Source organism: Oceanibaculum nanhaiense (assembly GCF_002148795.1).
Taxonomy (GTDB): Bacteria; Pseudomonadota; Alphaproteobacteria; order Oceanibaculales; family Oceanibaculaceae; genus Oceanibaculum; species Oceanibaculum nanhaiense.
On record NZ_MPOB01000001.1, the window covers coordinates 317,292 to 342,748 of the forward strand.

25 protein-coding genes are annotated in these 25,457 nt (G+C 66.4%); 11 read left to right on the forward strand and 14 right to left on the reverse strand.

Features of this window, described 5'->3' with window-relative positions:
* Positions 1–23: 23 nt before the first annotated feature.
* The gene (locus tag BKM74_RS01500; protein ID WP_086463923.1) at positions 24–803 is read left to right on the forward strand and encodes a succinate dehydrogenase iron-sulfur subunit; all 780 of its coding nucleotides are present in this window, start codon (positions 24–26) and stop codon (positions 801–803) included.
* 63 nt (positions 804–866) lie between these two features.
* Here the strand turns inward: BKM74_RS01500 and BKM74_RS01505 are convergent, their stop codons facing one another.
* Genes BKM74_RS01505 through BKM74_RS01520 form a run of 4 tightly spaced genes read right to left on the reverse strand, consistent with a single transcriptional unit; the run spans position 867 to position 4,896 of the window.
* Positions 867–1,853: a cobalamin biosynthesis protein CobD/CbiB gene (locus tag BKM74_RS01505; RefSeq protein ID WP_086463924.1), complete on the reverse strand. Its 987-nt coding sequence runs from the start codon at positions 1,851–1,853 to the stop codon at positions 867–869.
* 43 nt (positions 1,854–1,896) lie between these two features.
* On the reverse strand, positions 1,897–3,330 hold the full coding sequence (locus BKM74_RS01510) for an alkaline phosphatase D family protein (RefSeq protein WP_086463925.1): 1,434 nt from the start codon (positions 3,328–3,330) through the stop codon (positions 1,897–1,899).
* Between the two features lie 4 nt (positions 3,331–3,334).
* Positions 3,335–4,132: an ABC transporter permease gene (locus tag BKM74_RS01515; protein WP_086463926.1), complete on the reverse strand. Its 798-nt coding sequence runs from the start codon at positions 4,130–4,132 to the stop codon at positions 3,335–3,337.
* The gene (locus BKM74_RS01520; protein ID WP_086463927.1) at positions 4,129–4,896 is read right to left on the reverse strand and encodes an ABC transporter ATP-binding protein; all 768 of its coding nucleotides are present in this window, start codon (positions 4,894–4,896) and stop codon (positions 4,129–4,131) included. Before BKM74_RS01520 ends, BKM74_RS01515 begins: the two co-directional genes overlap by 4 nt.
* 51 nt (positions 4,897–4,947) lie before the next feature.
* Here BKM74_RS01520 and BKM74_RS01525 point away from each other — a divergent pair, with 51 nt between their 5' ends.
* Positions 4,948–6,252, forward strand: coding sequence for an ActS/PrrB/RegB family redox-sensitive histidine kinase (locus BKM74_RS01525; RefSeq protein WP_086463928.1), 1,305 nt, complete (start codon positions 4,948–4,950; stop codon positions 6,250–6,252).
* A 143-nt stretch (positions 6,253–6,395) separates the two neighbouring features.
* Positions 6,396–6,920 carry an ActR/PrrA/RegA family redox response regulator transcription factor gene (locus tag BKM74_RS01530; RefSeq protein ID WP_322096613.1) on the forward strand — a complete coding sequence of 175 codons (525 nt, stop codon included), beginning with the start codon at positions 6,396–6,398 and terminating at the stop codon, positions 6,918–6,920.
* 20 nt (positions 6,921–6,940) lie between these two features.
* Here BKM74_RS01530 and BKM74_RS01535 read toward each other — a convergent pair whose 3' ends face one another.
* A complete protein-coding gene (locus BKM74_RS01535; protein WP_086463930.1) occupies positions 6,941–7,405 on the reverse strand; it encodes a DUF1178 family protein in 465 nt (154 codons plus the stop codon).
* A gap of 88 nt (positions 7,406–7,493) precedes the next feature.
* On the opposite strand from BKM74_RS01535, the gene BKM74_RS01540 reads away from it, so the two are divergent.
* Positions 7,494–8,024, forward strand: a complete 531-nt coding sequence (locus BKM74_RS01540; RefSeq protein ID WP_086463931.1) for a class I SAM-dependent methyltransferase — start codon at positions 7,494–7,496, stop codon at positions 8,022–8,024.
* A gap of 12 nt (positions 8,025–8,036) precedes the next feature.
* Here the strand turns inward: BKM74_RS01540 and BKM74_RS01545 are convergent, their stop codons facing one another.
* Positions 8,037–8,474, reverse strand: coding sequence for a hypothetical protein (locus tag BKM74_RS01545; RefSeq protein WP_086463932.1), 438 nt, complete (start codon positions 8,472–8,474; stop codon positions 8,037–8,039).
* 284 nt (positions 8,475–8,758) lie between these two features.
* Here BKM74_RS01545 and BKM74_RS01550 point away from each other — a divergent pair, with 284 nt between their 5' ends.
* Positions 8,759–10,207 carry a malonyl-CoA decarboxylase gene (locus tag BKM74_RS01550; RefSeq protein WP_086464234.1) on the forward strand — a complete coding sequence of 483 codons (1,449 nt, stop codon included), beginning with the start codon at positions 8,759–8,761 and terminating at the stop codon, positions 10,205–10,207.
* Positions 10,208–10,219: 12 nt separating this feature from the next.
* On the opposite strand, the gene BKM74_RS01555 is transcribed toward BKM74_RS01550, so the two are convergent.
* Positions 10,220–11,632 (reverse strand): helix-turn-helix domain-containing protein, encoded by a 1,413-nt coding sequence (locus BKM74_RS01555; protein ID WP_086463933.1) that lies wholly within the window; start codon positions 11,630–11,632, stop codon positions 10,220–10,222.
* A 168-nt stretch (positions 11,633–11,800) separates the two neighbouring features.
* On the opposite strand from BKM74_RS01555, the gene BKM74_RS01560 reads away from it, so the two are divergent.
* Both BKM74_RS01560 and aceA read left to right on the forward strand, forming a co-directional pair.
* A complete protein-coding gene (locus BKM74_RS01560; protein ID WP_086463934.1) occupies positions 11,801–12,049 on the forward strand; it encodes a hypothetical protein in 249 nt (82 codons plus the stop codon).
* Between the two features lie 109 nt (positions 12,050–12,158).
* Positions 12,159–13,475 carry an isocitrate lyase gene (gene aceA, locus BKM74_RS01565; protein WP_245825731.1) on the forward strand — a complete coding sequence of 439 codons (1,317 nt, stop codon included), beginning with the start codon at positions 12,159–12,161 and terminating at the stop codon, positions 13,473–13,475.
* A gap of 157 nt (positions 13,476–13,632) precedes the next feature.
* Here aceA and BKM74_RS01570 read toward each other — a convergent pair whose 3' ends face one another.
* Positions 13,633–14,283, reverse strand: a complete 651-nt coding sequence (locus tag BKM74_RS01570; RefSeq protein WP_086463935.1) for a TetR/AcrR family transcriptional regulator — start codon at positions 14,281–14,283, stop codon at positions 13,633–13,635.
* 124 nt (positions 14,284–14,407) lie between these two features.
* On the opposite strand from BKM74_RS01570, the gene BKM74_RS01575 reads away from it, so the two are divergent.
* Together BKM74_RS01575 and BKM74_RS01580 are read left to right on the forward strand one after the other, a co-directional pair.
* Positions 14,408–14,854, forward strand: a complete 447-nt coding sequence (locus BKM74_RS01575) for an ABA4-like family protein (protein WP_086463936.1) — start codon at positions 14,408–14,410, stop codon at positions 14,852–14,854.
* Positions 14,851–15,660, forward strand: coding sequence for a hypothetical protein (locus tag BKM74_RS01580; protein ID WP_086463937.1), 810 nt, complete (start codon positions 14,851–14,853; stop codon positions 15,658–15,660). Before BKM74_RS01575 ends, BKM74_RS01580 begins: the two co-directional genes overlap by 4 nt.
* On the opposite strand, the gene BKM74_RS01585 is transcribed toward BKM74_RS01580, so the two are convergent.
* Together BKM74_RS01585 and purD are read right to left on the reverse strand one after the other, a co-directional pair.
* Positions 15,657–17,501 carry a bifunctional diguanylate cyclase/phosphodiesterase gene (locus tag BKM74_RS01585; protein ID WP_086463938.1) on the reverse strand — a complete coding sequence of 615 codons (1,845 nt, stop codon included), beginning with the start codon at positions 17,499–17,501 and terminating at the stop codon, positions 15,657–15,659. The two genes, BKM74_RS01580 and BKM74_RS01585, sit on opposite strands and share 4 nt — an antisense overlap.
* 217 nt (positions 17,502–17,718) lie before the next feature.
* On the reverse strand, positions 17,719–19,008 hold the full coding sequence (gene purD, locus BKM74_RS01590; RefSeq protein WP_086463939.1) for a phosphoribosylamine--glycine ligase: 1,290 nt from the start codon (positions 19,006–19,008) through the stop codon (positions 17,719–17,721).
* Between the two features lie 60 nt (positions 19,009–19,068).
* On the opposite strand from purD, the gene xseA reads away from it, so the two are divergent.
* Together xseA and BKM74_RS01600 are read left to right on the forward strand one after the other, a co-directional pair.
* A complete protein-coding gene (xseA, locus tag BKM74_RS01595) occupies positions 19,069–20,676 on the forward strand; it encodes an exodeoxyribonuclease VII large subunit (RefSeq protein WP_086463940.1) in 1,608 nt (535 codons plus the stop codon).
* Positions 20,673–21,590: a M23 family metallopeptidase gene (locus BKM74_RS01600; RefSeq protein WP_086463941.1), complete on the forward strand. Its 918-nt coding sequence runs from the start codon at positions 20,673–20,675 to the stop codon at positions 21,588–21,590. Before xseA ends, BKM74_RS01600 begins: the two co-directional genes overlap by 4 nt.
* Here the strand turns inward: BKM74_RS01600 and BKM74_RS01605 are convergent.
* The 4 genes from BKM74_RS01605 to BKM74_RS01620 are packed head-to-tail and all read right to left on the reverse strand — an operon-like array spanning position 21,523 to position 25,451.
* Complete coding sequence (locus BKM74_RS01605) at positions 21,523–22,416, reverse strand: LpxL/LpxP family acyltransferase (RefSeq protein ID WP_086463942.1); 894 nt, start codon at positions 22,414–22,416, stop codon at positions 21,523–21,525. The genes BKM74_RS01600 and BKM74_RS01605 overlap by 68 nt on opposite strands.
* The gene (lpxK, locus tag BKM74_RS01610; protein ID WP_086463943.1) at positions 22,409–23,410 is read right to left on the reverse strand and encodes a tetraacyldisaccharide 4'-kinase; all 1,002 of its coding nucleotides are present in this window, start codon (positions 23,408–23,410) and stop codon (positions 22,409–22,411) included. Before lpxK ends, BKM74_RS01605 begins: the two co-directional genes overlap by 8 nt.
* A 14-nt stretch (positions 23,411–23,424) precedes the next feature.
* The gene (locus BKM74_RS01615) at positions 23,425–24,723 is read right to left on the reverse strand and encodes a 3-deoxy-D-manno-octulosonic acid transferase (protein WP_086463944.1); all 1,299 of its coding nucleotides are present in this window, start codon (positions 24,721–24,723) and stop codon (positions 23,425–23,427) included.
* Positions 24,720–25,451, reverse strand: coding sequence for a lysophospholipid acyltransferase family protein (locus BKM74_RS01620; RefSeq protein WP_245825732.1), 732 nt, complete (start codon positions 25,449–25,451; stop codon positions 24,720–24,722). The genes BKM74_RS01615 and BKM74_RS01620 overlap by 4 nt, the downstream gene beginning before the upstream one ends.
* Positions 25,452–25,457: the final 6 nt, after the last annotated feature.

Here is a 25,457-nt window from a genome sequence, read left to right on the forward strand (position 1 = left end):
AGCCCAGGACAAGGACACCCCCCATGGCTCAGTTCACGCTGCCCGCCAATTCCAAGGTTACCGACGGCCAGACCTACAAGGCGCCGGAAGGGGCAAAGCGGGTCAAGAAGTTCAAGATCTACCGCTACGATCCCGACAGCGGCAAGACACCCCGCGTCGATACCTACGAGATCGACCTGGACGATTGCGCGCCGATGGTTCTGGACGCGCTGATCAAGATCAAGAACGAGGTCGATACCACGCTGACCTTCCGCCGCTCCTGCCGCGAGGGCATCTGCGGTTCCTGTTCGATGAACATCGACGGCACCAACACGCTGGCCTGCCTGAAGCCGATCGACGAGGTCGAGGGCGAGGTGAAGATCTATCCGTTGCCGCACATGCCGGTGATCAAGGATCTGGTGCCCGACCTGTCCACGCCCTATGCGCAGCTGGCCTCCATCGAGCCCTGGCTGCAGACCGAATCGGCCCCGCCGCCGGACACCGAGCGCCGGCAGAGCCCGGAGGAGCGCGAGAAGCTCGACGGGCTGTGGGAGTGCGTGCTGTGCTTCTGCTGTTCGACCTCCTGCCCCAGCTACTGGTGGAATGGCGACCGCTATCTGGGCCCGGCCGTGCTGCTGCAGGCCTATCGTTGGATCGCCGACAGCCGCGACGAGATGACCGGTGAGCGGCTGGATGCGCTGGAGGATCCGTTCCGCCTCTATCGCTGCCACACCATCATGAACTGCACCAAGACCTGCCCCAAGCATCTGAATCCGGCGAAGGCCATCGCCGAGATCAAGAAGATGATGGTGATGCGCCGCTGATTGCGGGCACCGTATCGCAGGTAATTCTTCAGCCCCGCCGGTCCTGCCGGCGGGGTTTTTGTTTCAGAGCCGCAAACTCACCACGATGGTGGCCGCCAGAAGTCCGGCCAGCACCACCCCGGAAACCGCGTAGAGCATCAGCGCGCGGCGCACATCGTCGGGCTGCAGCCGGGCGCGGCCGCTGCCGATCCACTCGCCCGGCACGGTCAGTGCGGCATAGAGGCGCGGCCCGCCGAGCGACAGATCCAGCGCGCCGGCCATTGCCCCCAGCGCCCGCCCGTCCGGGCGCGCTGCCTTGCCGCCGTCGCGCAGCAGCATGCGCAGGGCCGCAAGGGGCTTCGCGGTTGGCACGGCGATGGCGGCGATGGCGAAGGCGAGGCCCGCCAGCCAGGCGGCTGGCGTCTGGAACAGCCGGTCGGCCAGGGTGAAGGCACGGCCATACAGCGCCTGGTCGCCGCGCCGCAGGATATGCGCACCGGCATGGGCCGCCGCCTGCACCAGCAGGCCGGGCAGGCCGAACAGCGCCGTCCACAGCAACGGTGCGGCGACCCAGGCGACAAAGCGTTCGATCAGCGCCTCCACGGCGACACGGGCGACGGCATGCTCGTCCAGCCGGAAGATGTCGCGGTCGGTCAGCGCATCGACCGACAGCCGGGCCTCCGCCAGCGTGCCGCCCTGCAGCAGGCGGCGGGCATTCTCCGCCAGATCATAGCTCCGGCGCAGCGTCGCGAAGGCGACCATCAGCCACAGCGCCAGCGCCCAGCCGAAGCCGCTGGTCATTGCCAGCCCATGCACTGCCAGCGCGGCGGGAATCGTGACCGCCAGCAGCGCCAGCAGGACGACCCAGCCACGGAGGCGCAGCGAGCGCGGCGTGCGTTCCGGCCGGTTCAGCCGGTCATCGAACCAGCGCGCCAGCCGGCCCAGAAGATGGGCCGGATTCAGCCGCGACAGGCTGCGCGGCCAGACGAAGCCGCCGGCATAGGCGTCAATCGCCAGTGCGGCGATCAGCAGGATCAGGATTTCCGTCGATTGGCCGAGGAACAGGAGCATGCGCTACAATGCCCGCTGCCCCGCGCGAGCGTCAATCGGCGCTTCAAATCTCCACCTCGGGCGTGCGGCCGGAATGCTCCAGCTCCCAGCTGGCGGTCCAGCCGGCGCCTCTGCGCTCCAGCACCAGATAGTTGCGTTCCGCCGTGTAGGTGCCGGGCTGGCCGGGCAGGCCCTGCAGGCGGATCGGATGGCCGGGCAGCGGCGAGCTGCCGAACCGCGCCAGCAGGCCGAGGCCGATGGCGTAGGCTTTCGACGGCGCTGGATGCGCAATGCCGGAGGCGACGAGCTGGTGCAGCGGCTTCGGCGGCACGTCCAGCGTGCCGTGGGTCGCCAGGTGAATCTCGCCCGAGACGCAGGTGACCGGCGTCGCCGGATTGGCGTGGATCGCGGCCAGACGTTCCAGGAAAGCCCGCCATTCCTTCCGGTGGGCGCGGCTCTGCCACTGGTCGCGCAGATCGTCCTCGTATTTCTCCAGCCTCGGCGTCAGATGCATCAGCGCCTCGACCCAGGACAGGCGCGGTCCCAGTGCCGGCACGCTGGACAGCAGCAGCACGCGCCCGCCACCCTCAGCCGACCGGATACGCTCCAGCATGGTGTCGAAGGACTGCCAGCCCGCCGGCCCCATCACGCGGTTCGGCCGCCGTTCGGAGCGCAGATCAGGGGCCAGCACATGCAGGCCGGGCAAGGCAACATGCCAGCCCAGGCTGGTGCCGCTGCGATCCGGGCAGAAACCGGGCAGCTCGTCCGGCCGGGCGCCATACTGGAAAAGCAGGAAATGCTCGCGGGCGGCGGCGAACAGGGTGCGGCCTTCCGGCGCATCCAGCTTGGCCGGGCGCAGCGAGCCCCAGCCGTCGCAGATATCGTGATCGTCCCACATGGCGAGCGAGGGCACGTGCGCCATCATGCCGGAGATCGCCGGCTGGCCCAGTATGTCGAGATACAGCTCGAAGAAGCCGTCGCGCAGCGTCTCCGCGAGATCGGGCTCCGCCGTGGCATCCGCCTGCCGCACCCGGCCACCGCGCGCCCAGCGCTTCAGCGCCGGATGGCAGTTCAGCAGCTCGTCGGCATAGATCTGGTCGCCGCCCTGCAGCAGCAGCTGGAAGGGGGCTGCGTCATGCTCGGACTGCAGCCGCTGCCACATCGCATTGCGCTCTTCCAGCGGGCGCTTGCGGTCGTTCTTTTCTTGCCCGTTGCAGGAGACGAAGGCGATGCGCAGGTCGCCGGTGAAATCGGCATTCACCGGGTAGTGTGTGCCACCCAGGCTGTATCCGGTGTCGCGCCGCATCGGCAGGGAGAAATCGAAGCGCCAGGCCGTTTTTCCCCGCCGCGTCAGAAGCCGGGTTGCGGCGACGCTGTTGCCCTCTGCATCGAGTTGCGGCGGCTCCTTCCCGTCCGGCAGCACCAGCAGGGCGGCGAGGTTGATGCGCCCTTCTGATGCGTTGCGCAGATAGAGCAGGGGGCCGATGGCCTCTGTCACGCGCCTATTCCCCCTGCTGCAGCAGCAGGCCGCGCTGGCGGGCACTGCGGAAGGCGAGCAGGAAGAATCCGGCGGCCAGTATCAGATAGACGGCGTTTACCGCCATCGCCCCGGCCCACAAATCCCAGCGGAACACGCCCTCGAACATGACGGCGCGCATGCCCTCGAACACATAGGCCGAGGGCGTCGCCCAGGCGATGGGCTGCAGCCAGAAGGGCAATGTGGCAATCGGATAATAGATGCCGCTGACCGGCGCGAAGGCGAAGATGGTGATCCAGGCCAGGCTTTCCGCGCCCAGCCCCATGCGCATGATGAGGCCGGTGATGGCGATCCCCAGCGACCAGCCCATGATCATCAGCGCGCCGAAGAAGGCGATCAGCGGCAGGCCCAGCGAGAAGATCGAGTAATGATAGAGCGGGATCGCCAGCAGCATTGCCGGCACGATGCCGATCAGCGTGCGGATGAAGGCCATGCTCACCAGCGCCGCGGCGAATTCCTGCGGCCTCAGCGGGCTGACGAAGAGATGGCCCAGATTGCGCGACCACATTTCCTCCAGGAAGGAGATGGAAACGCCGAGCTGGCTGCGGAACACCACGTCCCACAGCAGCACGGCGGCCAGCAGGACGCCGACGGCCTCCGCCACCCAGGAGGAATGGCCGAGGAAGAACTGGGTTATGAAACCCCAGATAATCATCTGAACGGTCGGCCAGTAGGCAAGTTCCAGCAGGCGCGGCCAGGACCCGCGCAGCAAATAGAGATAGCGCAGCACCATCGCCGCGATACGGTTTGCCGAAGCGATCATGCGGATACCGCCTCTGGCGCGGTGTCGGACCGGCGGGCGATGTCGAGGAACACTTCCTCCAGATTGTGCCGGCCATAGCGCGCGGTCAGCTCAGCCGGCGCGCCCCGGTCAACGATGCGCCCGGCGCGCATCATCAGCACGTCATCGCACAGCCGCTCGACCTCCTGCATGTTGTGCGAGGCGAGCAGGATGGTGGCGCCGCTGTCCTGCTGATAGCGCCTCAGATACTGCCGCACCCAGTCCGCCGTGTCGGGATCCAGGCTCGCCGTCGGCTCGTCCAGCAGCAGCACGTCCGGCCGGTTCAGCAGCGCCTTGGCCAGCGCCACCCGTGTCTTCTGCCCGGCGGACAGCTTGCCGGCGGGCCGGTCCAGCAGGGCCTCGATATCCATGTCGGCGGCGATCTCCGCAATCCGCATCTTGCGGTCGCGCACGCCGTAGAGCCGGGCGTAGATGCCCAGATTCTGCGCGACGGTCAGCCGGTGCGGCAGCTCGACATAGGGCGAGGAGAAATTCATTCGCGGCAGCACGCGGTAGCGGTGGCGTACCATGTCCTCGCCCAGAATGCGGATGGACCCGGATGTCGGGATCAGCAGCCCCAGCAGCATGGAGAGCGTTGTGGTCTTGCCGGCACCATTGCCGCCCAGCAGCGCCACGGTCTTGCCGGCCGCGATGGCGAAATCGATCCCGTCCACGGCGGTGACGGTGCGCTCGCGGCTGCGGTATTCCTTGCGCAGGGATTGGACTTCGAGGACGGCATGCGGCATAGCGTCTATATAGGACGATGCGATCCGTTGCGTACAGAAGCGATATCCAAGATGAGCCCGTCCCCGCCCGACCGTCCGATGACGCCTTATGAGCTGACCCATCCGGTCCGGCTGCACACGCTGGTCATGCTGCGCTGGGTGGCTGTCAGCGGGCAGGCCGGGACGCTGCTTGTCACCTATTTCTGGCTCGGATTCGACCTGCCGATCGAGCTTGGCTTCACCATCGTCGGCCTGCTGGCGCTGCTGAACCTCTCGACCGCACTGCGCCAGCCTTCCTCGGCCCGGCTGACCGACCGCGAGGCGGCGGGATCGATGGCCTTCGACATATTGCAGCTCTCGGGCCTGCTGTTCATCACCGGCGGGCTCACCAACCCCTTCGCCATCCTGATCCTGGCGCCGGTGACGGTGGCGGCGACCATCCTGTCGGCGCGCTCCACCATCGCGCTGTGCGTGCTGTCGCTGGCCTGCCTCAGCCTGCTGGCCTTCTTCCATCTGCCGTTGCCCTGGATGACCCGCACCCTGTTCGACCTGCCGCAGACCTATGTGCTGGGTATCTGGGCCGGCTTGTGGGTTTCGACGATCTTCATGGCGACTTTTGGCTGGCTGGTGGCGGAAGAGGCGCGGCGTATGCGCGATGCGCTGGCGGCAACGCAGATGGCGCTGGCCCGCGAGCAGCGCCTGTCCGCGCTGGGCGGGCTGGCGGCGGCGGCGGCGCACGAGCTGGGCAGCCCGCTTTCCACCATCGCCGTGGTCGCCAAGGAGCTGTCGCGTGAGGTGCCGCCCGGAACCGAGTTCTCGGACGATCTGAAACTGCTGCAAAGCGAGACCGAGCGCTGCCGCAAGATCCTGGCGCAGCTCAGCGCGCGGCCGGAGGCTGACGGCAATGCCCCGTTCAGCCGGATCGGCCTGTCCAGCGCCATCGAGGCAGCGGCCGCCGCCTATCGCCGCGATGCGGTGATGCTGGTGCTGGAAGCGGCGGATATCGAGGGCAATCCGCCCGGCGGGGAGGAACCCACCCTGCCGCATACGCCGGAGCTGATGCACGGGCTGGCCAACATCCTGCAGAATGCCATCCAGTTCGCCCGCGAGACGGTGGAGGTGCGGCTTTTCTGGGACAATGAGGCGGTGGTCGCGGAAATTCAGGATGACGGGCCGGGTTTTCCGCCGGCATTGCTGGACAGTCTGGGCGAACCCTACCTGTCCGGCCGCACGCAGCGGGACGGGCATATGGGCCTCGGTATCTTCATCGCCAAGACGCTGCTGGGGCGCACCGGCGCCATGGTGGATTTCAGCAATGCCGGAGAAGGCGGCGGCGCGCGGGTGACGCTGCGCTGGCCGCGCATGCATATCGGCTAGTCTGCGATGGCATAAAGCTGGCCTTGTGGCGCGGAATCACCAGATAATGAGGGCGCGCTATCCGAGTAAGCGAAGGAGACGACCGCACGATGGCGGAAGACATCTCTCACAGAAATCCCGATGCGGTCCAGGCGCCGGGAAAAATGACCCTGCTGCTGGTCGATGACGATTCGCCGTTCCGGCAGCGTCTGGCGCGGGCGATGGAGCGGCGCGGCTTCGAGGTCGTCGATGTCGAAAGCGTCGCCGAAGGGCTTGAGAATGCCCGTGGCCCGAAACCGCCAGCCTATGCGGTGGTCGATCTCCGGCTTGCCGATGGCAGCGGCCTGGACGTGGTGGAGGCCTTGCGCGCAGCCCGACCGGACATGCGGATCATCATGCTGACCGGCTATGGCAACATCGCCACCGCCGTTGCCGCGATCAAGGCCGGCGCGGTCGATTACCTGCCGAAGCCGGCGGATGCCGACGCGGTGGAGGCGGCCTTGCTGGACCATAAGGAGGCGCTGCCGCCACCGCCCGACGATCCGATGTCGGCCGACCGCGTGCGCTGGGAGCATATCCAGCGTGTGTTCCAGCAATGCGACCGCAATGTCTCGGAGACGGCGCGACGGCTGAAGATGCACCGGCGCACCCTGCAGCGCATTTTGAACAAGCGCGCGCCCAGGCCTTAGGGTTTACCAGACCTTAGGGATTAGTTATCGGCGGCGGGAACCCAGGGCACGACGGCGATGTCGATGCCTTCCTCCTGCAGTGCCTTCACATCCTCGCCGGATGTCTCGCCATAGATATTGCGCGGGTCGGTTTCGCCATAGTGAATCTTCCGCGCCTCCTCCGCGAAGGCGGGGCCAACATAGTCGGCATTCGCCTCGATCTGGCGCCGCAGTTCGCGCAGCTGGCGCAACCGCTCGCCGGCGATGGCCATCGCCTGTGCGGGATCGCCGCCCTGATCGCCTCCCCTGGCAGGGGTGGATTTAGGGGGGGCGGTTTCCGACGGTTTCGCGATGGCGGGCGCCATCAGCTGCTTTTCGACCCTGGTGCTGCCACAGACCGGGCAGGCGACCTCGCCGGCTGCCGCCAGCGCGTCATAGGCGGCGCTGTCGCGGAACCAGGATTCGAAGCCATGCGCCTTGTCGCAGCGAAGCTGGTATCGGATCATGATCTTACATGCATGCCTGACAAAGGCCCCGCCAGGGGCCGGGGGTCCTAATTTGGCGTGTCATGCGTTTGAAACAAGAGGAATCGGCATGCACGGCAGCACTCGGCCCTCGGACTGGATCGCGCGGTACGCCTCCCTGGTGCCGGCCTTGCCGCCCGCTGGCGGCACGGTGCTGGATGTCGCGGCGGGCAGCGGGCGGCACACAAGGCTGTTCCGGCGGCTCGGTCATCCGGTCGTCGCCATCGATATCGACACGGGCGGGCTGGCCGATCTCGCCGGCGATCCGGCTGTCGAGATTCTGCGGCATGATCTTGAGGATGGATCGCCCTGGCCGTTTGCCGGCCGGCACTTCGCCGGCGTGGTCGTGACCAATTACCTGTGGCGGCCGATCCTGCCGGACATTGTGGCCTCGGTGGCGCCGGGCGGGGCGCTGCTGTACGAGACTTTTGCCGCCGGGAACGAGCGCTTCGGCAAGCCCAGCAATCCGGACTTCCTGCTCAGGCCAGGCGAGCTTCTGGAGGCGGTGCGCGGGGCGTTCAGGGTCGTTGCCTACGAGGATATCGAACAGTCGGAACCAAGACCGGCGATGGTGCAGCGGATTGCCGCCGTCCGGGACTGACCGGCAAGATTGTCAGCGCATGATTCCGGCGCCGGCCAGGAAGTCGGTGAAGGCGAACAGCAGCCAGATGATGGTGATGCCGGCGCCCAGGATGACCAGCAGCCAGATCACCGACCGCAGGAAGACCGAAACCTCCGCCTTCGCGCCGGCCTTGTGCTTGCGGTGCTTGAAATCGACCTCCGCCTTTCCGTCCGTTGGCGGCGCTGCCTTCGGGGTCTCTTTCACCAGCGTTCGTCGTTCGGTGGTCGGTTTGCTGGTGTCGTAGATGACGATCTCACGGCCCTGATTGGCGTCGGAATCATAGTCATCCTTGATGACTTTCACGCCTTCGAAGCGTTTTTCGGCATAGAGCTGCTTCGCCGTATCGACCGCCTTGTCCCTGTCGGAATAGGTCGAATCGATCATCCAGTTTCCGCCTTTCAGCGTGTGAACCTCATAGAGAATCGGCATCAGGCGTCCCGTTGCTGGATTGCGGATGGCTGGCCGGCAGGGTTTGCGGCCCCATGGCGCAGTCAATATCTCGCATTGTCTTTATTTGTGCAGTTCGATCAAGCATCTTGCGGCAAGCGTATGATGACGGTGGATATTGCCAGGACGCCTGCAATGCCCACATGCTGAAGAAACCGTTTCATCGACTGCCGCTGCGAGGTTCCGTCTTGTCTGCTGCCAATCCAGTCCCGGAGACAGTCCCGTCCAGTGCCGCGCCCCAATCCAGTGCCGCGCCGGCGCCCGGCCTGCTTGACCGTGCATTGCTGAACCTGAAATCCGCCTGGCGGGACATCGCCGGCGGCAAGGAGCAGGAGCCGCAGGCGCTGGACGACGGCGCGGTGCAGAAACTGCGCGCCCGCATCGCCGAATGCATCGAGGCGCGGGGCGGCGAGGTCTCGGCCCGCGCCCGGGCCGCCGGCATCGGGCAGCTCTATCTCGGGCTGAACCGGGAGGGGCGGGAGCGGTTCCTGACCGTCCTGGCCGAGGCCTTCGATGTGGATGACGCAGCGCTCGATAAAGCGCTTGCCACCTGCCGGGAGGCACAGGATCTGGCCGGAAGGCTGGCCGCCGAGGAGCGTCTGCGCCGTGTGCTGGTGGCGCCGCGCGTGAAGCTGCTGACCCAGTTCAACGCGCTGCCGCAGGGGGTGAAATTCCTGGTCGATATGCGCGCCGATCTGCTGCGCATGGATTTGCAGATCCCGCATCTCGCCAGCCTCGACCGTGACCTGAAGAATCTTCTGGCCGCCTGGTTCGATGTCGGCTTCCTCGACATGCGGACGATCAGCTGGGACTCCTCGGCGGCCCTGCTGGAAAAGCTGATCGCCTATGAGGCGGTGCACGAAATCCGTTCCTGGGCCGATCTGCGCAACCGGCTGGACCGCGACCGGCGCTGCTATGGCTTCTTCCATCCGCGCATGCCGGATGAGCCGCTGATCTTCGTCGAGGTGGCGCTGGTGCAGGGGCTGTCCGGCTCGGTGCAGGCGCTGCTCGACGAAAACGCGCCGGTCGCCGATCCGAAGGCAGCGGATACCGCGATCTTCTATTCGATCTCCAACACCCAGGCCGGGCTGCGCGGCATCAGCTTCGGCAGCTTCCTCATCAAGCGCGTGGTCGATGCGCTGGCCGCCGACCTGCCGCAGTTGAAGATTTTCTCCACCCTGTCACCGGTTCCCGGTTTCCGGCGCTGGCTGGAGGGCGCGCTGGCCGCCGATCCGGATCTGTTGCCCGATACCGACCGCGCCGCCATCGCGGAGCGCGATGCGGCCTTCGCCGATCCGGCTGAATTGCCGAAGCTGCTGGCCGTGCCCGGCTGGCAGCAGGACAAGGCGCTGGCGGAAGCGCTGCGCGAACCGCTGGCGCGGCTGTGCGCGCGGTACCTGACGATCCAGCCGAAAGGCCGGTTGCTCGACCCGGTGGCGCGCTTCCATCTTGGCAATGGCGCGCGCATCGAGCGGCTGAACTGGCTGGGCGACGTGTCGGCCAAGGGATTGCAGGAATCCGCCGGCCTCATGGTCAACTACCTCTATCGCCGCGAGGATATCGAGGATAATCACGAGGCCTATGCCCGCGACGGCACGGTCGCCGTCTCTGCGGAAATCGCCGACCGCCTGTCGGTCTGGCGCGGCGACAAGCAGAATGCGCCACGCTTGCGCGTGCGCGGCAGCCGCAATCCGTTGCGCCGTATCGCCGGCTAGTGAAGTGAAAATTTACATCATCGTGTAAAGGCTTTCCGGCCGCATCGCCTCGTCCAGGCGGAAGCGATGATTGGCCGGCGGATGTGCGCGCTGGCCGCATTCCATGCGCGGGCAGATGCGGCAGCCCACGCCGATGGGCACGACATGGGTGCTGTTGGTCAAATCGAACCCGTCGGAATAGACCATCTCGCGGGCATGGATCATGGCGCAGCCGATGCCGATGGCGAAATGCCGGCGCGGCGCGTTGTGGCGGTAATCGCCCTTGGTGATGGTGCGGGCAATGCAGAAATACTGCTCGCCGCTCGGCATCTCGGAAATCTGGATGTTGATGCGGTCCGGCTGCAGGAAGGCGGCATAGACGTTCCAGCGTGGGCAGGCGCCGGAATGCCGCGGGATCTGGATGCCGGACAGTGAGAAACGCTTGGAGATGTTGCCGGCGATATCGGTGCGCACCAGATGCATCGGAATGCCCTGGTGGCCAGGGCGCTGCAGCGTGGTCAGCCGGTGGCACACCTGCTCGAAGCTGGCGCCGAAGCGGCGCGCCAGCCGTTCGATGTCGTAGCGATAGTCGCGCGCCATACGGCAGAACGGGTCGTAGGGCATGATCAGCGCCGCCGCGAAATAGGCGGCCAGCGCGTTGCGCGCGAGGTCCGGCGCGTCACCCTCGGGCAGGCTGGCCTCGGCGATGATGGCGTCGATCTCGCGCACCGCCGCCAGCAATCCCAGCTGGTGCGCCGCCGCGAAAATTGCCGATTCCGGCGGCAATATGTCGGAGACCAGCAGTTTGCCGCTGGCGGGTTCCAGCTTGCGGGCGATGCCGGACGGCAGCGAGGCCAGCCGCCAGTCGATGCCGAAGACATTGGAGAGGTAGCTTTTCAGCCCGCCCTCGAACTCCTCCGCGGCATGGTCGATATCGGTGCGAACCCGTTCCGCCGCAGCCTCCAGCGTCGGGAAATAATTCGCATTTTCCTGGATGAAATCGGAAATCCGGTCGGTCGCCAGATGGAAGGGTGGGCCGTCCCCGGCCAGCATCTCGGGTTCCGTCTGGCTGTGCGATTCCAGCGCGCGGTAGCGGTCATAGAGATGCAGGATGGCGCGCGCCACGGCCGGGTTGCTGTGCGCGAAATCACGGATGTCGTGGTTGGTCAGGTCGGATTCCGCGAACAGCTCCTCGCCGAACATTTCCATCAGGTCACCGACGATGCGGGCCTCGTCGCCATCGACCAGATCGGCCGGTTCCACGCCGAAATATCCAGCCAGCTTGAACAGCAGCGGCACGGTGATCTTGCGGCGGTTGTGCTCGATCAGGTTCAGATAGCTGATCGAGATGCCGAGCGCCGCCGCCAGGTCGGTCTGGCTCAGCCGGCGCTGCAGGCGCAGCTTGCGGATGCGCGCGCCGATCTGCGGATCTGATTTTCCAGCCATGTCGATCTCTCGGGTTTACAAGTTTTTACAAAATGGCCGTTTTCTTTGACCTGAACTTTGCAGGTTTACACAGCTAACTATCGATATTTGTTGCGTTAATTCCCTGAATGTCAAACCTTTACATCAACAGCCCGCGCTGATGCAGGGCAGAGATTGAGGAGATTGACCATGCAGGACCAGAACAATCGGACCCAGCCTCCGCAGGAGGACTACTGCACCATCATCGCCCCTTCGATGGCGGAGGCGATGCGCCAGTTCACCGCCCGTGGCCTCGACCGCGAGGGCTACAGCATCGCCGGCCGCGTCGGCCGCCACGCGCTGCTGCTGGCCGATGGCGACGCCGCCACGGAACTGTTCTCCGGCGAGAAGATGTTCGCCGCCACCTTCGTGCGCCGCCGCGCCGCCGCGACTGTCTGACATTCTCTCGGCGGCGATCCGGCCAAGGCAGAAAGACCGAAGGCTGCGCCGCTCTTTTATTCCGACACGAGACCGGGTCGCCACCAGGCCCAGCAGATTGGAGACTACAATGCTCGACCAGCCGATGAATTTCCCGCCCTCCGGCGGCGCACCGGATGACGCTTTTCCCGCACCGGAATGGGCGCCCGACCGCTGGCGTAACGTCGCCCGCACCTACACGATGGCGGATGTCCGTCGGTTGTCGGGGTCGCTGCCGATCCATCATACGCTGGCCGAAAATGGTGCGCGCAAGCTCTGGCAGCTGCTGCATCAGGAGGATTTCGTCCCGACGCTGGGCACCTTCACCGGCAACCAGGCGGTGCAGCAGATAAAGGCCGGGCTGAAGGCGATCTACCTGTCGGGCTGGCAGGTTGCGGCGGACGCCAACACCAGCGGCAACATGTATCCCGATCAGAGCCTCTATCCGGTCGATAGCGTGCCGTCCATCGTGCGCCGCATCAACAAGGCGCTGCAGCGCGCCGACCAGATCCAGACCATGGAGCGGCATGATGGCCAGACCACGACCGAGCATGATTTCTTCGCGCCGATCATCGCCGACGCCGAGGCCGGTTTCGGCGGCCCGCTGAATGTCTTCGAGCTGATGAAGGCGATGATCGAGGCGGGGGCCGCGGCCGTGCATTTCGAGGATCAGCTGGCCTCGGAGAAGAAGTGCGGCCATATGGGCGGCAAGGTGCTGGTGCCGACCAGCCAGTTCGTCCGCACGCTGAACGCGGCGCGCCTCGCCGCCGACGTGATGGGCGTGCCCAGCATCATCATGGCCCGCACCGATGCGGAGGCCGCGCGGCTCATCACCTCCGACGTGGACGAGTATGATGCGCCCTTCATTACCGGCGAGCGCACGGCCGAGGGCTTCTTCCGGCTGAAGGGCGGCTTCGATTGCGCCATCGCGCGCGGCCTGGCCTATGCACCCTATGCCGACCTGATCTGGTGCGAGACCTCGACGCCCAATCTTGAGGACGCCAAGCGCTTTGCCGAGGCGATCCGCAAGCAGTATCCCGACCAGATGCTGGCCTATAACTGCTCGCCCTCCTTCAACTGGGCAAAGCATCTGGACGAGGCGCAGATGAAGCTGTTCCAGCGCGAACTGGGGGCGATGGGCTACAAGTATCAGTTCATCACCCTGGCCGGGTTCCACAATCTCTCCTACACGACCTTCGACCTGGCCCGGCGCTACAAGACCGATGGCATGGCCGCCTACAGCCAGCTGCAGCAGGCCGAGTTCGCGGCGGAGAAGGATGGCTTCACGGCGACCCGCCACCAGCGCGAGGTCGGCACCTCCTACTTCGATGCGGTGTCGATGGCGGTGAGTTCGGGTCAGAGCGCCACCACGGCGATGGCCGATTCGACGGAGAAGGCGCAGTTCTAGGGAGGCCGTTCCCGGAGGCAAGCGTCAGAAGATTTCGCGGGTCGTCAGGTGCCTGGGCGAGTTTATTGCTGGCCCAGGGCAAAAGGGGCCACCGGCGACCTGCGAAGCTTTTTTCAGCGACAGAAACCCCGGCAGGAAAACCGCCGGGGTTTTCCTGTTATGGGGCAGACAAGCGACGCAGCACCTCGGCCAGAATCCTCTGCCGAAACTCAGGCGGCTTGCCTTGCAGATATTTCAGCCGGCCGGAATTCATCAGATCGGCCATGCCATGCACAACCGACCAGATGCCCGCCACCTCGGCCATCAGTGATTCGTCCTGCAGCAGACCGGCGAGGGAAGCCGCGCCGGTGTCTCCGCGCAGCCGGCGCACGCCCTCCACCAGATGCAGGAAGGAAGCGGAAGCGGCCTTGTCCAGCGCAGGATCGGCGAAGTCCGGCCGGTCGGACGAGAAGATCAGCCGGAACAGCGCCGGGCTGCGCGCGGCGAAATCCAGATAGCCCTGGCCGGCGGCGTTCATCTGGGCCGCCGGGTCCGGCGCGGCGGTGCGTTGGGCCGCCCGCATGCTTTCCAGGAAGCGCGTGAATCCTTCCGCCGCCAGCGCCGTCAGCAGGCCGCGCGCATCGCCGAAATGATGGGTGGGTGCTGCGTGGCTCACGCCGGCGCGCTTGGCCACACCCCGCAGCGAGAAAGCTTCCACGCCCTTTTCCGTCAGCTCTGCCTCGGCCGCCTCGATCAGCGCCGCGCGCAGATTGCCGTGATGATAGTGCCGGCCCGATGCCGGTGCGGCGGGTTTCGCGTCTTCCTGCATGGCTCTTCCCGGTTGCGGCCCTGACTCCTGAATAGCGCCTCTTGGCGGCCCGGTCAAAATAATCTTGACAGTATCAAGATTGCCGTTCATTCGTATCTTTACATCGTCAAGTTAGGAGGTTGTCATGTCCCCCGATGCATTGTTCCAACTGGCCAATACGGCTGCCCTGCTGGGCTGGGCCGGGCTTTTGGCCACCCCTCTGGCGCCGCGCCTGTTGCCGCGCCTGTCCGCCCTGCTGGTGCCGGGCCTGCTGTCGCTGGCCTATACCGGCCTGATCCTGGCCTTCTGGTCCGGCGCCGAGGGCGGGTTCGACTCCCTGGAAAATGTGATGATCCTGTTCACCCAGCCGGAAATTGTGCTGGCCGGCTGGCTGCATTACCTGGCCTTCGACCTGTTTGTCGGGGCATGGGAAGTGCGGGCGGGACAGCGCGCCGGCATGCCGTTCTGGCTGGTCCTGCCCTGCCTGCCGCTGACCTTCCTGTTCGGTCCCGCCGGCTTCGTTGCGTTCCTCATCCTGCGGGCCGCCCACCAGATTTTCCGTCCGGCCATGGCGGGGGAGGCGGTGCAATGAGCACGCTGGCAATGGATGGGGCCGGCTTCCGGTCCGCCCACCCGCTGAGCCGTCTGTTCCTTGGCCTGTTCGGCGCGGAAAGACTGTTTGCCGCAACGGCGCTGGTGCTGCTGCTGATGATACCGCCGACGCTGCTGGCGATGGCATTCGATGGGCGCATGCTGCTGGGCGAAAATCTCTGGATCAAGCCGCTGAAGTTCGAGATTTCCCTGACGGTCTATTTCCTCACGCTGGCCTTCTTTGCGCGCTGGCTGCCGGCCGGCATGACGGAAACCCGATGGTACCGGCTGTTCGCGGGCGGGGTGGTGCTGAGCACGGCGCTGGAAATGGTGTGGATCGGCGCGGCCGCTGCACACGGCGTCCCGTCGCATTTCAACCAGGATATCCCCGTCATGGCGGCGATCTATCCGCTGATGGGAGTGCTGGCGACCTACCTGACCTCGTCGAGCCTGATCTACGGTCTGGCGATCAGGCGGGCTGGTGGGTTGGGCCTCGACCCTGCCTTCCGATTCTCGGTGATCTGGGGGCTGATCCTGACCTTCGCGCTGACCGTGCCGGTGGCCGGGGGTATGGCGGCCGGGTTTCCCGGTCATGCGGTTGGCGCCGGCGATCTCCGGGTGCCGCATTTCCTGGCGACCCACGCGATGCATTTCCTGCCGGCGGCGGGCTTTGTGGTGGGCCGGCTGCTGCCCGCGCGGCTTGCGCTGCCGGCGGTGCGGCTCTTCACCCTGGGCTTCGTATTGTTCGTGGCCTATAGCTTCGTCGAGGCGGCGACAGGCAATGCCTTCCTGGCGCTGCTGTTCTAACTGCCGGCCGGTTGGAGAAGCTGAATGGCCATGCCGTCCTTCGCCGCCTTGGCCTGCTTCTTCAGCTTGGCGACGGTATCCATCATGGTGTCGGGCGAACAGGGGCGCCGGCCAGCCGGCACATGCAGCAGCGCCGCGCTGCAGGTCAGCAGCCGGTAGCGGTGCGGAAGGCCATCCCTGTCGGTGGCGTCGATATAGCCTTGTGCCCGCGCCTCGGCATCATAGAAGCTGGCGATGTCCTCGGCGAAGGTGCCGCACAGCTCCCTTACCTGTTCGGTCGCGGTCTCCGGCGTGACGCTCTCCAACGCCAGGAAGAAATCGTCGCCGCCGACATGGCCGATCAGCCCCTGGCGGTTTACGAAACGCTTCTGCAGCAGCTCGGCAAACAGCAGGATCGCCCGGTCACCCTGCCGGAAACCGTAGGTATCGTTGAATGGCTTGAAATTATCGAAGTCGAAATAGACCAGCGTGACCGCAAGCTCGGGATCGGTCGCCGCCGTCGCCACATAGGCGTGGATCGAATTGTTTCCCGGCAGCTTGGTCAGCGGGTTCTGGTCGCGCGCGGTGGCGACGTTCTTCTCGTTGATCAGCCGCAACAGCGAGGTGGTGGATAGGAAGCCGACATAGCGCTGGTCGGAGACGATGAGGATGCCCTCGGCATTTTCCGCGTGCGCGAAGATCTCCAGGATCTTGCCGGTATCGTCATGGATGTCGGCGACCGGGCAGTGGGTGATGAAATCCTTCAGCGCCTTGCCATAGGCTTTGTTATGGATCAGGTCGCGGCCATAGGGCGAGTAGATATAGTCCTTCAGCGCTTCCTCGCGCACGATGCCGATCGGCTCTCCCTGCCGGTCGATCACCGGGAAGAAGGTACGCTGCTTGTTCAGCCGGAAGGTCTCGAACACATCCTTCATGTCGGTGTCGACGGTCAGTGGCTGGATGAACTCCATGGCCAGCCGGTCCCCGGCATTCTCATCGCGCGATGCCCGGCGGTCGCGCAGGGTGAGCTGCGCAACATGATCGTACTGTTCCAGAATCTGCGACAAATCCGTGGTCGGCCGGGCAATGAAATAGCCCTGCGCCAGATCGCAGCCGATATCCCGGCAGGTAATCAGCTCGGCCTCGGTCTCCACCCCTTCGGCGACCACAATGATGCCCAGCACATGCGCCAGATCGACGATGGTCGAGACGAACAGCTTCTTCTTCGGGTCGCGTTCGATGCCGGTGATGAAGAAACGGTCAATCTTCACCTTGTCGGGCTGATAGTCGTAGAGCAGCTTCAGCCCGGAAAAGCCGGTGCCGAAATCATCGATCGCCAGCAGATAGGACTGCGTGCGGTAAGTCTGCAGCATCCGCATCGAATCGGCGATGTTGCTGGTGTCATGGCGTTCCGTCAGCTCGAAGCAGACCGAGCGCGGATCGATGCCATAGCGCTCGATGATCGGCAGCGTCTGATTGGGCTGATAATCCGGCGATTCCAGCAGGCGTGGATCGAGGTTGAAGAACAGCTTGCTGTCGGTGCTGCGTGGCAGCAGCGCGAATTTGGCGATGGCCTTTTCGCGCAGCAGGATGTCCGCCTTATGCAGCAGATTCTCGGTATAGGCGTGATCGAAAAGCTGCTGGATGCTGGTGAAACCAATTGTTTCCGCGCCGCGCAGCAAGGCTTCGTAGCCGTAGCAGGTGCCGCTGCGGATATTAACGATCGGCTGGAAGGCATAGTCGATCTTGTCCTGCAGGGACGCCAGGAACCTGGCATTGGCATCGGTGCTGCGGCGGCCAATGGTGATGGCTGGCAAAATACCGCCGCCGCTGTCGCTGTGATCGTCCCGGTTCAAAGACATTTTCTCTTTCTATACAGCCGGTTGCCGGCAGTGCTTCGGAACAAATGCATTCGACTTTTAGCGCAGTGTCAGCGATCTGGAAATCCATCCATAGGCGATGAAACAGAAAATTCATTTAAATATGGTAAACAAAACAAAGGATTTTATGAAATCGAATGCCGGTTTCGATAATGAATCCGGAATGTATTTAATCCTTGAACAAGAGAATTCGGGGGTTTCAATTGCCTTTCTTAAGTGAAGCGAGGGCACGCCAGCCAATATCCTGACGGCAGAAGCCTTCCGGCCAGTCAATCTGGGCGATGGCGTCATAGGCATTCTTCTGTGCCACCGCCAGATCGGCGCCCAGGGCGGTCACGCCCAGCACCCGGCCCCCGTTCGCCAACAACCGGCCTGCATCGTCGCGGGCGGTGCCGGCATGAAAGACGACGAGCCTGGTATTGTCCGCCAGCGCGTCCAGCCCCCGGATCTCCGTACCCTTCTTGTAGCTGCCGGGATAGCCGTTGCTGGCCATCACCACGCACAATGCGGCGCTGTCGTGCCAGATCGGGTCGTACCTGTCGAGGCGCCCTTCGCCCGTCGCCATCAGGGCCGGCAGGATGTCGCTTTTCAGGCGCATCATCAGGACCTGGCATTCGGGGTCGCCGAAGCGGGCGTTGTATTCGATGAGGCGTGGCCCGGTTTCGGTGATCATCAGCCCGGCATAGAGCACGCCGGTAAAGGGCGTGCCTTCCGCCTTCATGCCGGCGACGGTGGGACGGATGATCTCCGCCATGATGCGCTCGGCCATCGCCTTATTGACGATGGGGGCGGGCGAATAGGCGCCCATGCCGCCGGTGTTCGGGCCGGTATCGCCGTCGCCGACGCGCTTATGATCCTGCGCATTGCCGAAGGGGATCGCCGTCACGCCGTCGGACAGGGCGAAGAAGCTGGCCTCCTCGCCCTGCATGAATTCCTCAATGACGAGTTCCGCGCCGGCGCTGCCGAAGGCCTTGTCGGCCATCATCATGTCGATGGCGTCCAGCGCCTCCTGCTCGCTCATCGCGACCACCACGCCCTTGCCGGCGGCCAGCCCATCGGCCTTCACCACGATGGGCGCGCCCTGGGCGGTCACGAAGGCCCTGGCGGCGGCGATATCGGTGAAGCGGCCATAGGCGGCGGTCGGAATGTTATGGCGGGCGCAGAAATCCTTCATGAAGCCCTTGGAGCCTTCCAGCGCGGCGGCGGCCCGGCGCGGGCCGAAGGATTTGATCCCGGCCGCGTCCAGCGCATCGACCAGACCGGCGACCAGCGGCGCCTCCGGCCCGACCACCACGAAGTCGATGGCATTCTCCGTGGCGAAGCGGACCAGCCCCCCGATATCCTCGGCGGCGATGGGCACGCATTCGGCAAGCTGCGCAATACCGGCATTGCCGGGAGCGCAATACAGCGTGTCGCACAGCGGCGAGGCGGCGAGCGCCCAGGCCAGCGCATGTTCCCGACCGCCCGAACCGACCAGAAGAAGCTTCATGGCGTTTTCTCCATCACCGCCGAATTCCTTTCGCGTGGCGGGTCTTGTATCATACCGCGCATGACATTCGACACTGTTCAGAACGCACCCAGTCCGGCCCCCGGTTCGCCTCCCGGCCCGACTCCCGGAAACGTCCCCGTCTTTTCCGTCGGCGAGCTGTCGCAGGCGGTGAAGCGCACTATCGAAGGCACCTTCGAGCGGGTGCGCGTGCGCGGCGAGATTTCCGGCTTCAAGCGCCACTCCTCCGGCCATCTCTATCTGTCGCTGAAGGATGATCAGGCGGTGCTGGCCGCCGTGTGCTGGCGCGGCCAGGCCGGCCGCCTGTCGATCCAGCCGGAAGACGGGATGGAGGTGATCTGCGTCGGCAAGCTCACCACCTATCCCGGCCAGTCGAAATATCAGCTGGTCATCGAGCAGATGGAGCTAGCCGGCGAAGGCGCGCTGCTGAAGCTGCTGGAGGAGCGCAAGCGCAAGCTGGCGGCCGAAGGCCTGTTCGCCGCCGAACGCAAGCGCGCGATTCCCTATCTGCCGCGCGTGATCGGTGTCGTGACCTCGCCGACCGGGGCGGTGATCCGCGATATCCTGCATCGGCTTGCCGACCGCTTTCCGCGCCATGTGCTGGTCTGGCCGGTGGCGGTGCAGGGCGAGGCCTCGGCGGCGCAGGTCGCGGCGGCCATACGCGGTTTCAACGCCTTGCCGGAGGACGGGCCTGTCCCGCGCCCCAACGTGCTGATTGTCGCGCGCGGCGGCGGTAGCCTGGAGGATCTCTGGGGCTTCAATGAGGAGATCGTGGTGCGCGCCGTGGTGGAGAGCGCGATCCCGGTGATCTCCGCCGTTGGACATGAGACGGACACGACGCTGATCGATTTCGCCGCTGACCGCCGCGCGCCGACGCCGAGCGCCGCCGCCGAGATGGCGGTGCCGGTCCGCGCCGATCTGGAAACCAGTATCCGCACCGCCGATCTGCGGCTGTTCCAGGCGATGGCGCGCGGTCTTGCCGACCGGCGCAAATATCTCGACGCCATGGCGCGCGCGCTGGGCGATCCGCAGACCTTGCTGGGCACGGCGACACAGCGCCTCGATGTGGCTGCGGAACGGCTGGGCAACGGCCTTGCCGCCGGGCTGCGCCAGCGCCGGTCCGACGTTGCCGCGCGGGCCGCCCGCCTCGTCCATCCGCGCCAGCTGCTGGCCACCAAGGGGCAGGCGCTGGCCGCCGATGCGCGGGCGCTGGACCAGGCGATGGCCGGTCTGCTGGACCGACAGGCGGCGCGGCGCGACCGGGTGGCCGGACGGCTGCATCCGCGATTGTTCGAAGGCGAGCTGCGCGCCGCGGGCCAGAAGCTGACGCGTGCCGCCGATGGGCTGGAGCGTGCCGCCGCCCTGAAGCTGCGCGATGCCGCCACGCCCTTGCGGATGTGGGCGGAGCGGCTGGAGAATGTGTCGTTCGAACGGGTGCTGCAGCGCGGCTATGTCATTGTGCGCGATACCGCCGGCCATGTCGTCGGGACTGCCGCCGCGACAACGGACGGGCAGGCGGTTCGTCTGCATTTCGCCGACGGCAAGGCGGATGCCGTCATTGGCGGCGCGGGCGAATCGCGAAAACCCACCCGCCCGGCGGCGGCGAAACCCTCCTCTCCACCGCCTTTGAAACAGGGAACATTGCTGTGATCCGTCTGCTGCTTGCCCTGTTGATCCTGTGTGCGCCTACCGTCCCGGCCTTCGCCCAGAACGCCCAGCTCTCGCTGGAGGGAAAACCCGTCCAGGGCGGGTTGATGCGCGGCAAGACCGTGCCGGGCGCCAGCGTGCTGTTCGACGGTAAGACCATGCGGGTCGCCGAGGATGGACTCTTCCTGATCGGCTTCGGCCGTGAGGCGCCACCAGAAATGCAGGTTGAGGTCACGCTGCCCTCCGGCCGTACCGTCAGCCGCACGCTGCAGGTGGAACAGCGCAGCTACGACATCCAGCGCATCGACGGGCTGCCGCAGACCATGGTCACGCCGCCGCCGGAGCTGCTGGCGCGCATCCGGGCGGAGAATGCGGAGATCAAGCGGGCGCGGGAACTGGATACCAGCGTGCCGTTCTTCCGCAGCGGCTTCATCTGGCCGGCGCTGGGGCGCATCAGCGGGATTTATGGCTCGCAGCGCATCCTGAACGGACAGCCGCGCCAGCCGCATTTCGGCATCGACATCGCCGCCCCCAGGGGCACCCGCGTCGTGGCTCCGGCCGATGGTGTGGTGGCGCTGGTCCATCCCGATATGTATTACACCGGCGCCACCATCGTGATCGATCATGGCCACGGCCTCAGCTCCGCCTTCCTGCATCTCGACGAGACCTATGTCGAGGTCGGCGAGATCGTGCGTCAGGGCCAGCGCATCGCCACGGTGGGGTCCAGCGGCCGCTCCACCGGCGCGCATCTCGACTGGCGGGTTAATCTGTTCGACATAAGGCTGGACCCTGCCTTGCTCACCGGGCCGATGCCGAGGGCGGGCAATGGGGCACCGGGTGCGGGCGATTCTAGTCCGGCCAGCGGCGGTGCAGCCAAAGCCACTGCCCCGGGCGCTGCCGCACCCAGGACTCAATAAGCGCGGTACAGGCCGCGGTCAGTGTCGCGATGTCGGTCTTGCGGTCGCCGCTGTCCGGCAGGTCCATCGGCGGATAGGCGGTGATGCGGAAGCGGCACCCCTCCAGCCGCTCGATGCGTGCCGGAATCAGCGGGCAGCGGTAGCGCAGCGCGAAGCTGGCGAGCGCCGTGCCGGTCATTGCGTCATGGCCGAAGAAGGGCACCGGGATGCCCTCGTTCATCTTCTGGTCGATCAGCAGGCCGACATGGCCGTTCGCGCGCATGGTGCGGAGAATCGCCTCCGCCCCGTCGCGCCCCTTCTGCACCAGCTCGCCGTCTATGCTGTGCCGGCCCCACAGGATGATGCGGTTGATCAGCGGGTTGTTGGCGGCGCGGTATATCCGTGTCAGCGGCAGGCCAAGCTGGCTGGCGGCCAGGCTGACCAGCTCCCAATTGCCGATATGGGCGGAGAAGAACAGGCCGGGCAGGCTATCGTCGCGGGCCTTATGGATATGTTCCGCGCCGACGATCTCGATGCGCGGATCGTTCAGCAGGTCAAGGCGCGGCAGATGCGGGTATTCGCCGAGCAGCCGCCCGAGATTGTCCCACATGTCGCGGACGATGCCTTCGATCTCGGCGGCGGATTTTTCCGGAAAGGCCCGGCGCAGATTGTGCCGGGCGCGCCGTGAGACGCCGAGCCTGGGCCCCACTGTGCGGCCGATGGCGCCGCCCAGCGCCGAGGCCCAGCCCATCGGCAGCGCGGCCATTAGCCCGACAAAGGGCAGCAGAAATGCCGCTTGCAGCGGATAACGGATATAGCGGTTGAAGGGGCTGTAGCGGTCAGGCATCGCCCTGCTCTGCTGTGAACAGGCCGGTCAGCAGCGCTGTCAGCGCAGCCTCGTCCTGCCAGGTCAGCGCAATGTCCAGAACCGCGATGCCGTCCCGCCGGCCGGGCGGCAGACGGACCCAGTCCTTGCGGGTGGTCACCGGCAACAGCCCGGCATCGCGCGCCTGTTGCAGGATCGCATCGATTTCTGCCGCGCCATAGGGATGGTGGTCGGGGAAGGGCTTGCTCTCCGCGATCTCGGCGCCCGCCTCGCGCAGACTCTCGAAGAATTTCTCCGGCCGGCCAATGCCGGCGAACGCCAGCACGCGGCGGCCGGAGAGATCGGTCCCGCCGGGATCGCTTTCAGGGGCGGGTGTCAGCCGGGCGCGCAGGATCGGCAGCGCATTGCCGACCTGGGCGGCGGCCCCGGTGCGGTCCTCGCCGATCAGCACGACCGCCTGAGCATGCGCGAGGCCTTCGGCCACCGTCTCCCGCAGCGGCCCGGCAGGCAGCAGCAACCCGTTGCCGAAGCCATAGCCGCCATCGACCACGATCAGCGACAGGTTCTTGGCGAGCGACGGATTCTGGAACCCGTCATCCATGATAATGGCCTTGGCACCGGCAGCGATTGCGGCTCTGGCACCCGCCACCCGGTCGCCCGCCACCCAGGTCGGGGCGGCCTCGGCCAGCAGCAGCGGTTCGTCGCCGACATCGGCGGCACCATGCGCGCCGGGATCGACACGCACCGGGCCAGTCAGCTTGCCGCCATGCCCGCGCGTCAGGAAATGCGCCGCGATACCCTGGCGCTGAAGCATCGCCATGATGGAGAGGGCGACCGGCGTCTTGCCGGCGCCGCCAGCGACCAGATTGCCGATGCAGATCACCGGCACCGTCGCCGTCCAGGGCTGTGCCGTGCGTGCCCGGCAGCGCGCCGCCCAGCCATAGGCGGTGGCGGCGGGTGACAGCAGCAGGCTGCGCCAGTCCCTGCGGCGTTGCCAGAAATCGGGTGCGCGCATGATCCCTTCCCCCCTCAGGCTGGCAGCCGGGCGAGGACCGGCGCCAGTGCGGTCATTGCCCGGTCCAGCACGCCGGCATGCGCGTGCGCCACCCGACTGGCGGCGTCGGCGAGGCGATGCCGCTCGGCTGGCGCGGTGAACAAATTTTCCACCGTTTCGGCCAAGGCCTCGGGCGTGGCGACAATGCGTGCCGCGTCAGCCTCGGCCAGCGCCTCGGCCATCTCCAGATTATTGCGCATGTCCGGCCCGTGCAGGATGGCGCAGCCGAAATGCGCCGGCTCCAGCGGATTATGACCACCGCGCCGTGTCAGCGAACCGCCGACGAAAACAATGCCGGCGCCGCCATCGGCCTGCTCGCCCGCGAGGGTGAAGAAAAGTCCCATCTCGCCCAGCGTATCAGCGACATACACGGCGCAGGCCGGTGTCGGCAGCGTGTCCAGCGACCGCCGCGCGGTGGGCAGGCCGCCCTGTTCCGCCAGCGCCGCGATCTCCGCCCCCCGCTGGGGATGGCGCGGCACGATGATGGTGAGCAGATCGGGCCGATGCACGGCCAGCCGGCGATGCGTGTCGAGCGCTGCCTGTTCCTCCCCCTCATGCGTACTGGCAGCCAGCCAGAAGGGCCGGCCGGCGACGGCCGCGCGCAGCGCGTCGCGTGCCTCGGGTGCCGCAGGCAGCGGGGCGGCGGCGAATTTCAGATTGCCGGTGACCTCCACCACCCGGGCGCCCAGCGCGCGGAAGCGGTTGGCCTGTTCCGCGTTGCGGGCGAGGCACAGATCGAAGCGCCCCAGCACCGCGCGGGCCAGTCCCGGCAGGATTCCCCAGCGCCGCGCCGAGCGGTCGGACATCCGGGCATTCACCAGCACCATCGGGATACCGCGCGCCGCGGTGGCGGCGATTAGCGCCGGCCACAGCTCCGATTCGACCCAGAGGGCGAGGTCGGGCCGCCAGTGATCAAGGAAGGCGGCGACCCAGCCCGGCCGGTCCACCGGCACGAACTGGTGGCGTGCCGCGGGAGGCAGCCGGTCACGCAGCAGTGCGGCCGAGGTCACCGTTCCGGTGGTGACAAGCACCTGCAGGCCGGGGCGGGTGGCCAGCAGCCGGTCGATCAGGATCAGCGCCGAGGCGGCCTCGCCGACGCTTGCGGCATGCAGCCAGACCAGCGCCCCGTCCGGGCGGGGCAGGGAGGCCTGGCCGCGGCGCTCCGGCAGCCGTTCCGCATCCTCCTTGCCCTGCCGCAGCCGGCGGCCGAGATAAGTCTCGATCAGCGGCCCGGCGGCGGTGCCAATACAGCGATAGGCGGCCAGAAAACTCATGGTGCCGGCTCCAGCTCCGGCGCCTTGTGCGGCAGCGGCGCCGGCTCGATGGGTGTGTGGCCCATGCGCCGGTCGGCCTCGGCGCTCAGCCGGTTCAGCGCTGTCTCGATGGCCAGCCGGCCGGTCTCGAGGGTGTCATGGTCGGTACTGGACGGCAGCAGGATCGGCTCGCCCCAGACGATGACGCCGCGCCCGAAGGGCAGGGGCAGGATGAAACGGTCCCAGCTGCGAAGAACCTGGCAATGGCTGATGGCGGCGGACACCGGAATGACGGGAACCCGGGCCACTGCGGCCGCCAGCACCAGCCCGCCGGCGGCGCGCATGCGCGGCCCGCGCGGTCCGTCCGGGGTGATCGCCACGATACGGCCCGACCGCAACGTACGGATCACGCCACGCAGCGCCGTGACCGCGCCGCGCGAAGTGGAGCCCTCGATGGTCCCCATGCCGAGATGGCTGATGACCGTCGAGATGAACCGGCCGTCGCCATGCCGGGAAATCAGCACCTCGACCGGAATCTCGCGTGGCCAGGTCGGGGCGACCAGCATCATCCGCCCATGCCAGAAGCAGCCGAGAAAGGGCTGGCCATTGTCCCAGTGGCGGCGGGGATGCTCTTCGCCGACGATCTCCCAGCGCGTGGTCCAGGAGGCGAACCGCATGTAGCAGGAGGCCAGCCGGCATATGAGGGACCGCACCGCCGTGCTGCGCAGCATCTTCTTGAGCAGGCGCATCGCGGC

Bases quoted from the DNA above. Each gene is read 5' to 3' on its own strand.
- BKM74_RS01530 (WP_322096613.1), top strand. From the start codon at position 6,396: ATGACCCTGCTGCTGGTCGATGACGATTCGCCGTTCCGGCAGCGTCTG.
- xseA (WP_086463940.1), top strand. From the start codon at position 19,069: ATGACATTCGACACTGTTCAGAACGCACCCAGTCCGGCCCCCGGTTCG.
- BKM74_RS01535 (WP_086463930.1), bottom strand. From the start codon at position 7,405: ATGATCCGATACCAGCTTCGCTGCGACAAGGCGCATGGCTTCGAATCC.
- lpxK (WP_086463943.1), bottom strand. From the start codon at position 23,410: ATGCGCGCACCCGATTTCTGGCAACGCCGCAGGGACTGGCGCAGCCTG.
- BKM74_RS01545 (WP_086463932.1), bottom strand. From the start codon at position 8,474: ATGCCGATTCTCTATGAGGTTCACACGCTGAAAGGCGGAAACTGGATG.
- BKM74_RS01575 (WP_086463936.1), top strand. From the start codon at position 14,408: ATGTCCCCCGATGCATTGTTCCAACTGGCCAATACGGCTGCCCTGCTG.
- BKM74_RS01505 (WP_086463924.1), bottom strand. From the start codon at position 1,853: ATGCTCCTGTTCCTCGGCCAATCGACGGAAATCCTGATCCTGCTGATC.
- purD (WP_086463939.1), bottom strand. From the start codon at position 19,008: ATGAAGCTTCTTCTGGTCGGTTCGGGCGGTCGGGAACATGCGCTGGCC.
- BKM74_RS01615 (WP_086463944.1), bottom strand. From the start codon at position 24,723: ATGAGTTTTCTGGCCGCCTATCGCTGTATTGGCACCGCCGCCGGGCCG.
- BKM74_RS01560 (WP_086463934.1), top strand. From the start codon at position 11,801: ATGCAGGACCAGAACAATCGGACCCAGCCTCCGCAGGAGGACTACTGC.
- BKM74_RS01540 (WP_086463931.1), top strand. From the start codon at position 7,494: ATGCACGGCAGCACTCGGCCCTCGGACTGGATCGCGCGGTACGCCTCC.
- BKM74_RS01555 (WP_086463933.1), bottom strand. From the start codon at position 11,632: ATGGCTGGAAAATCAGATCCGCAGATCGGCGCGCGCATCCGCAAGCTG.
- BKM74_RS01525 (WP_086463928.1), top strand. From the start codon at position 4,948: ATGAGCCCGTCCCCGCCCGACCGTCCGATGACGCCTTATGAGCTGACC.
- BKM74_RS01620 (WP_245825732.1), bottom strand. From the start codon at position 25,451: ATGCGCCTGCTCAAGAAGATGCTGCGCAGCACGGCGGTGCGGTCCCTC.
- BKM74_RS01500 (WP_086463923.1), top strand. From the start codon at position 24: ATGGCTCAGTTCACGCTGCCCGCCAATTCCAAGGTTACCGACGGCCAG.
- BKM74_RS01570 (WP_086463935.1), bottom strand. From the start codon at position 14,283: ATGCAGGAAGACGCGAAACCCGCCGCACCGGCATCGGGCCGGCACTAT.
- BKM74_RS01585 (WP_086463938.1), bottom strand. From the start codon at position 17,501: ATGTCTTTGAACCGGGACGATCACAGCGACAGCGGCGGCGGTATTTTG.
- BKM74_RS01520 (WP_086463927.1), bottom strand. From the start codon at position 4,896: ATGCCGCATGCCGTCCTCGAAGTCCAATCCCTGCGCAAGGAATACCGC.
- BKM74_RS01580 (WP_086463937.1), top strand. From the start codon at position 14,851: ATGAGCACGCTGGCAATGGATGGGGCCGGCTTCCGGTCCGCCCACCCG.
- aceA (WP_245825731.1), top strand. From the start codon at position 12,159: ATGCTCGACCAGCCGATGAATTTCCCGCCCTCCGGCGGCGCACCGGAT.
- BKM74_RS01515 (WP_086463926.1), bottom strand. From the start codon at position 4,132: ATGATCGCTTCGGCAAACCGTATCGCGGCGATGGTGCTGCGCTATCTC.
- BKM74_RS01605 (WP_086463942.1), bottom strand. From the start codon at position 22,416: ATGCCTGACCGCTACAGCCCCTTCAACCGCTATATCCGTTATCCGCTG.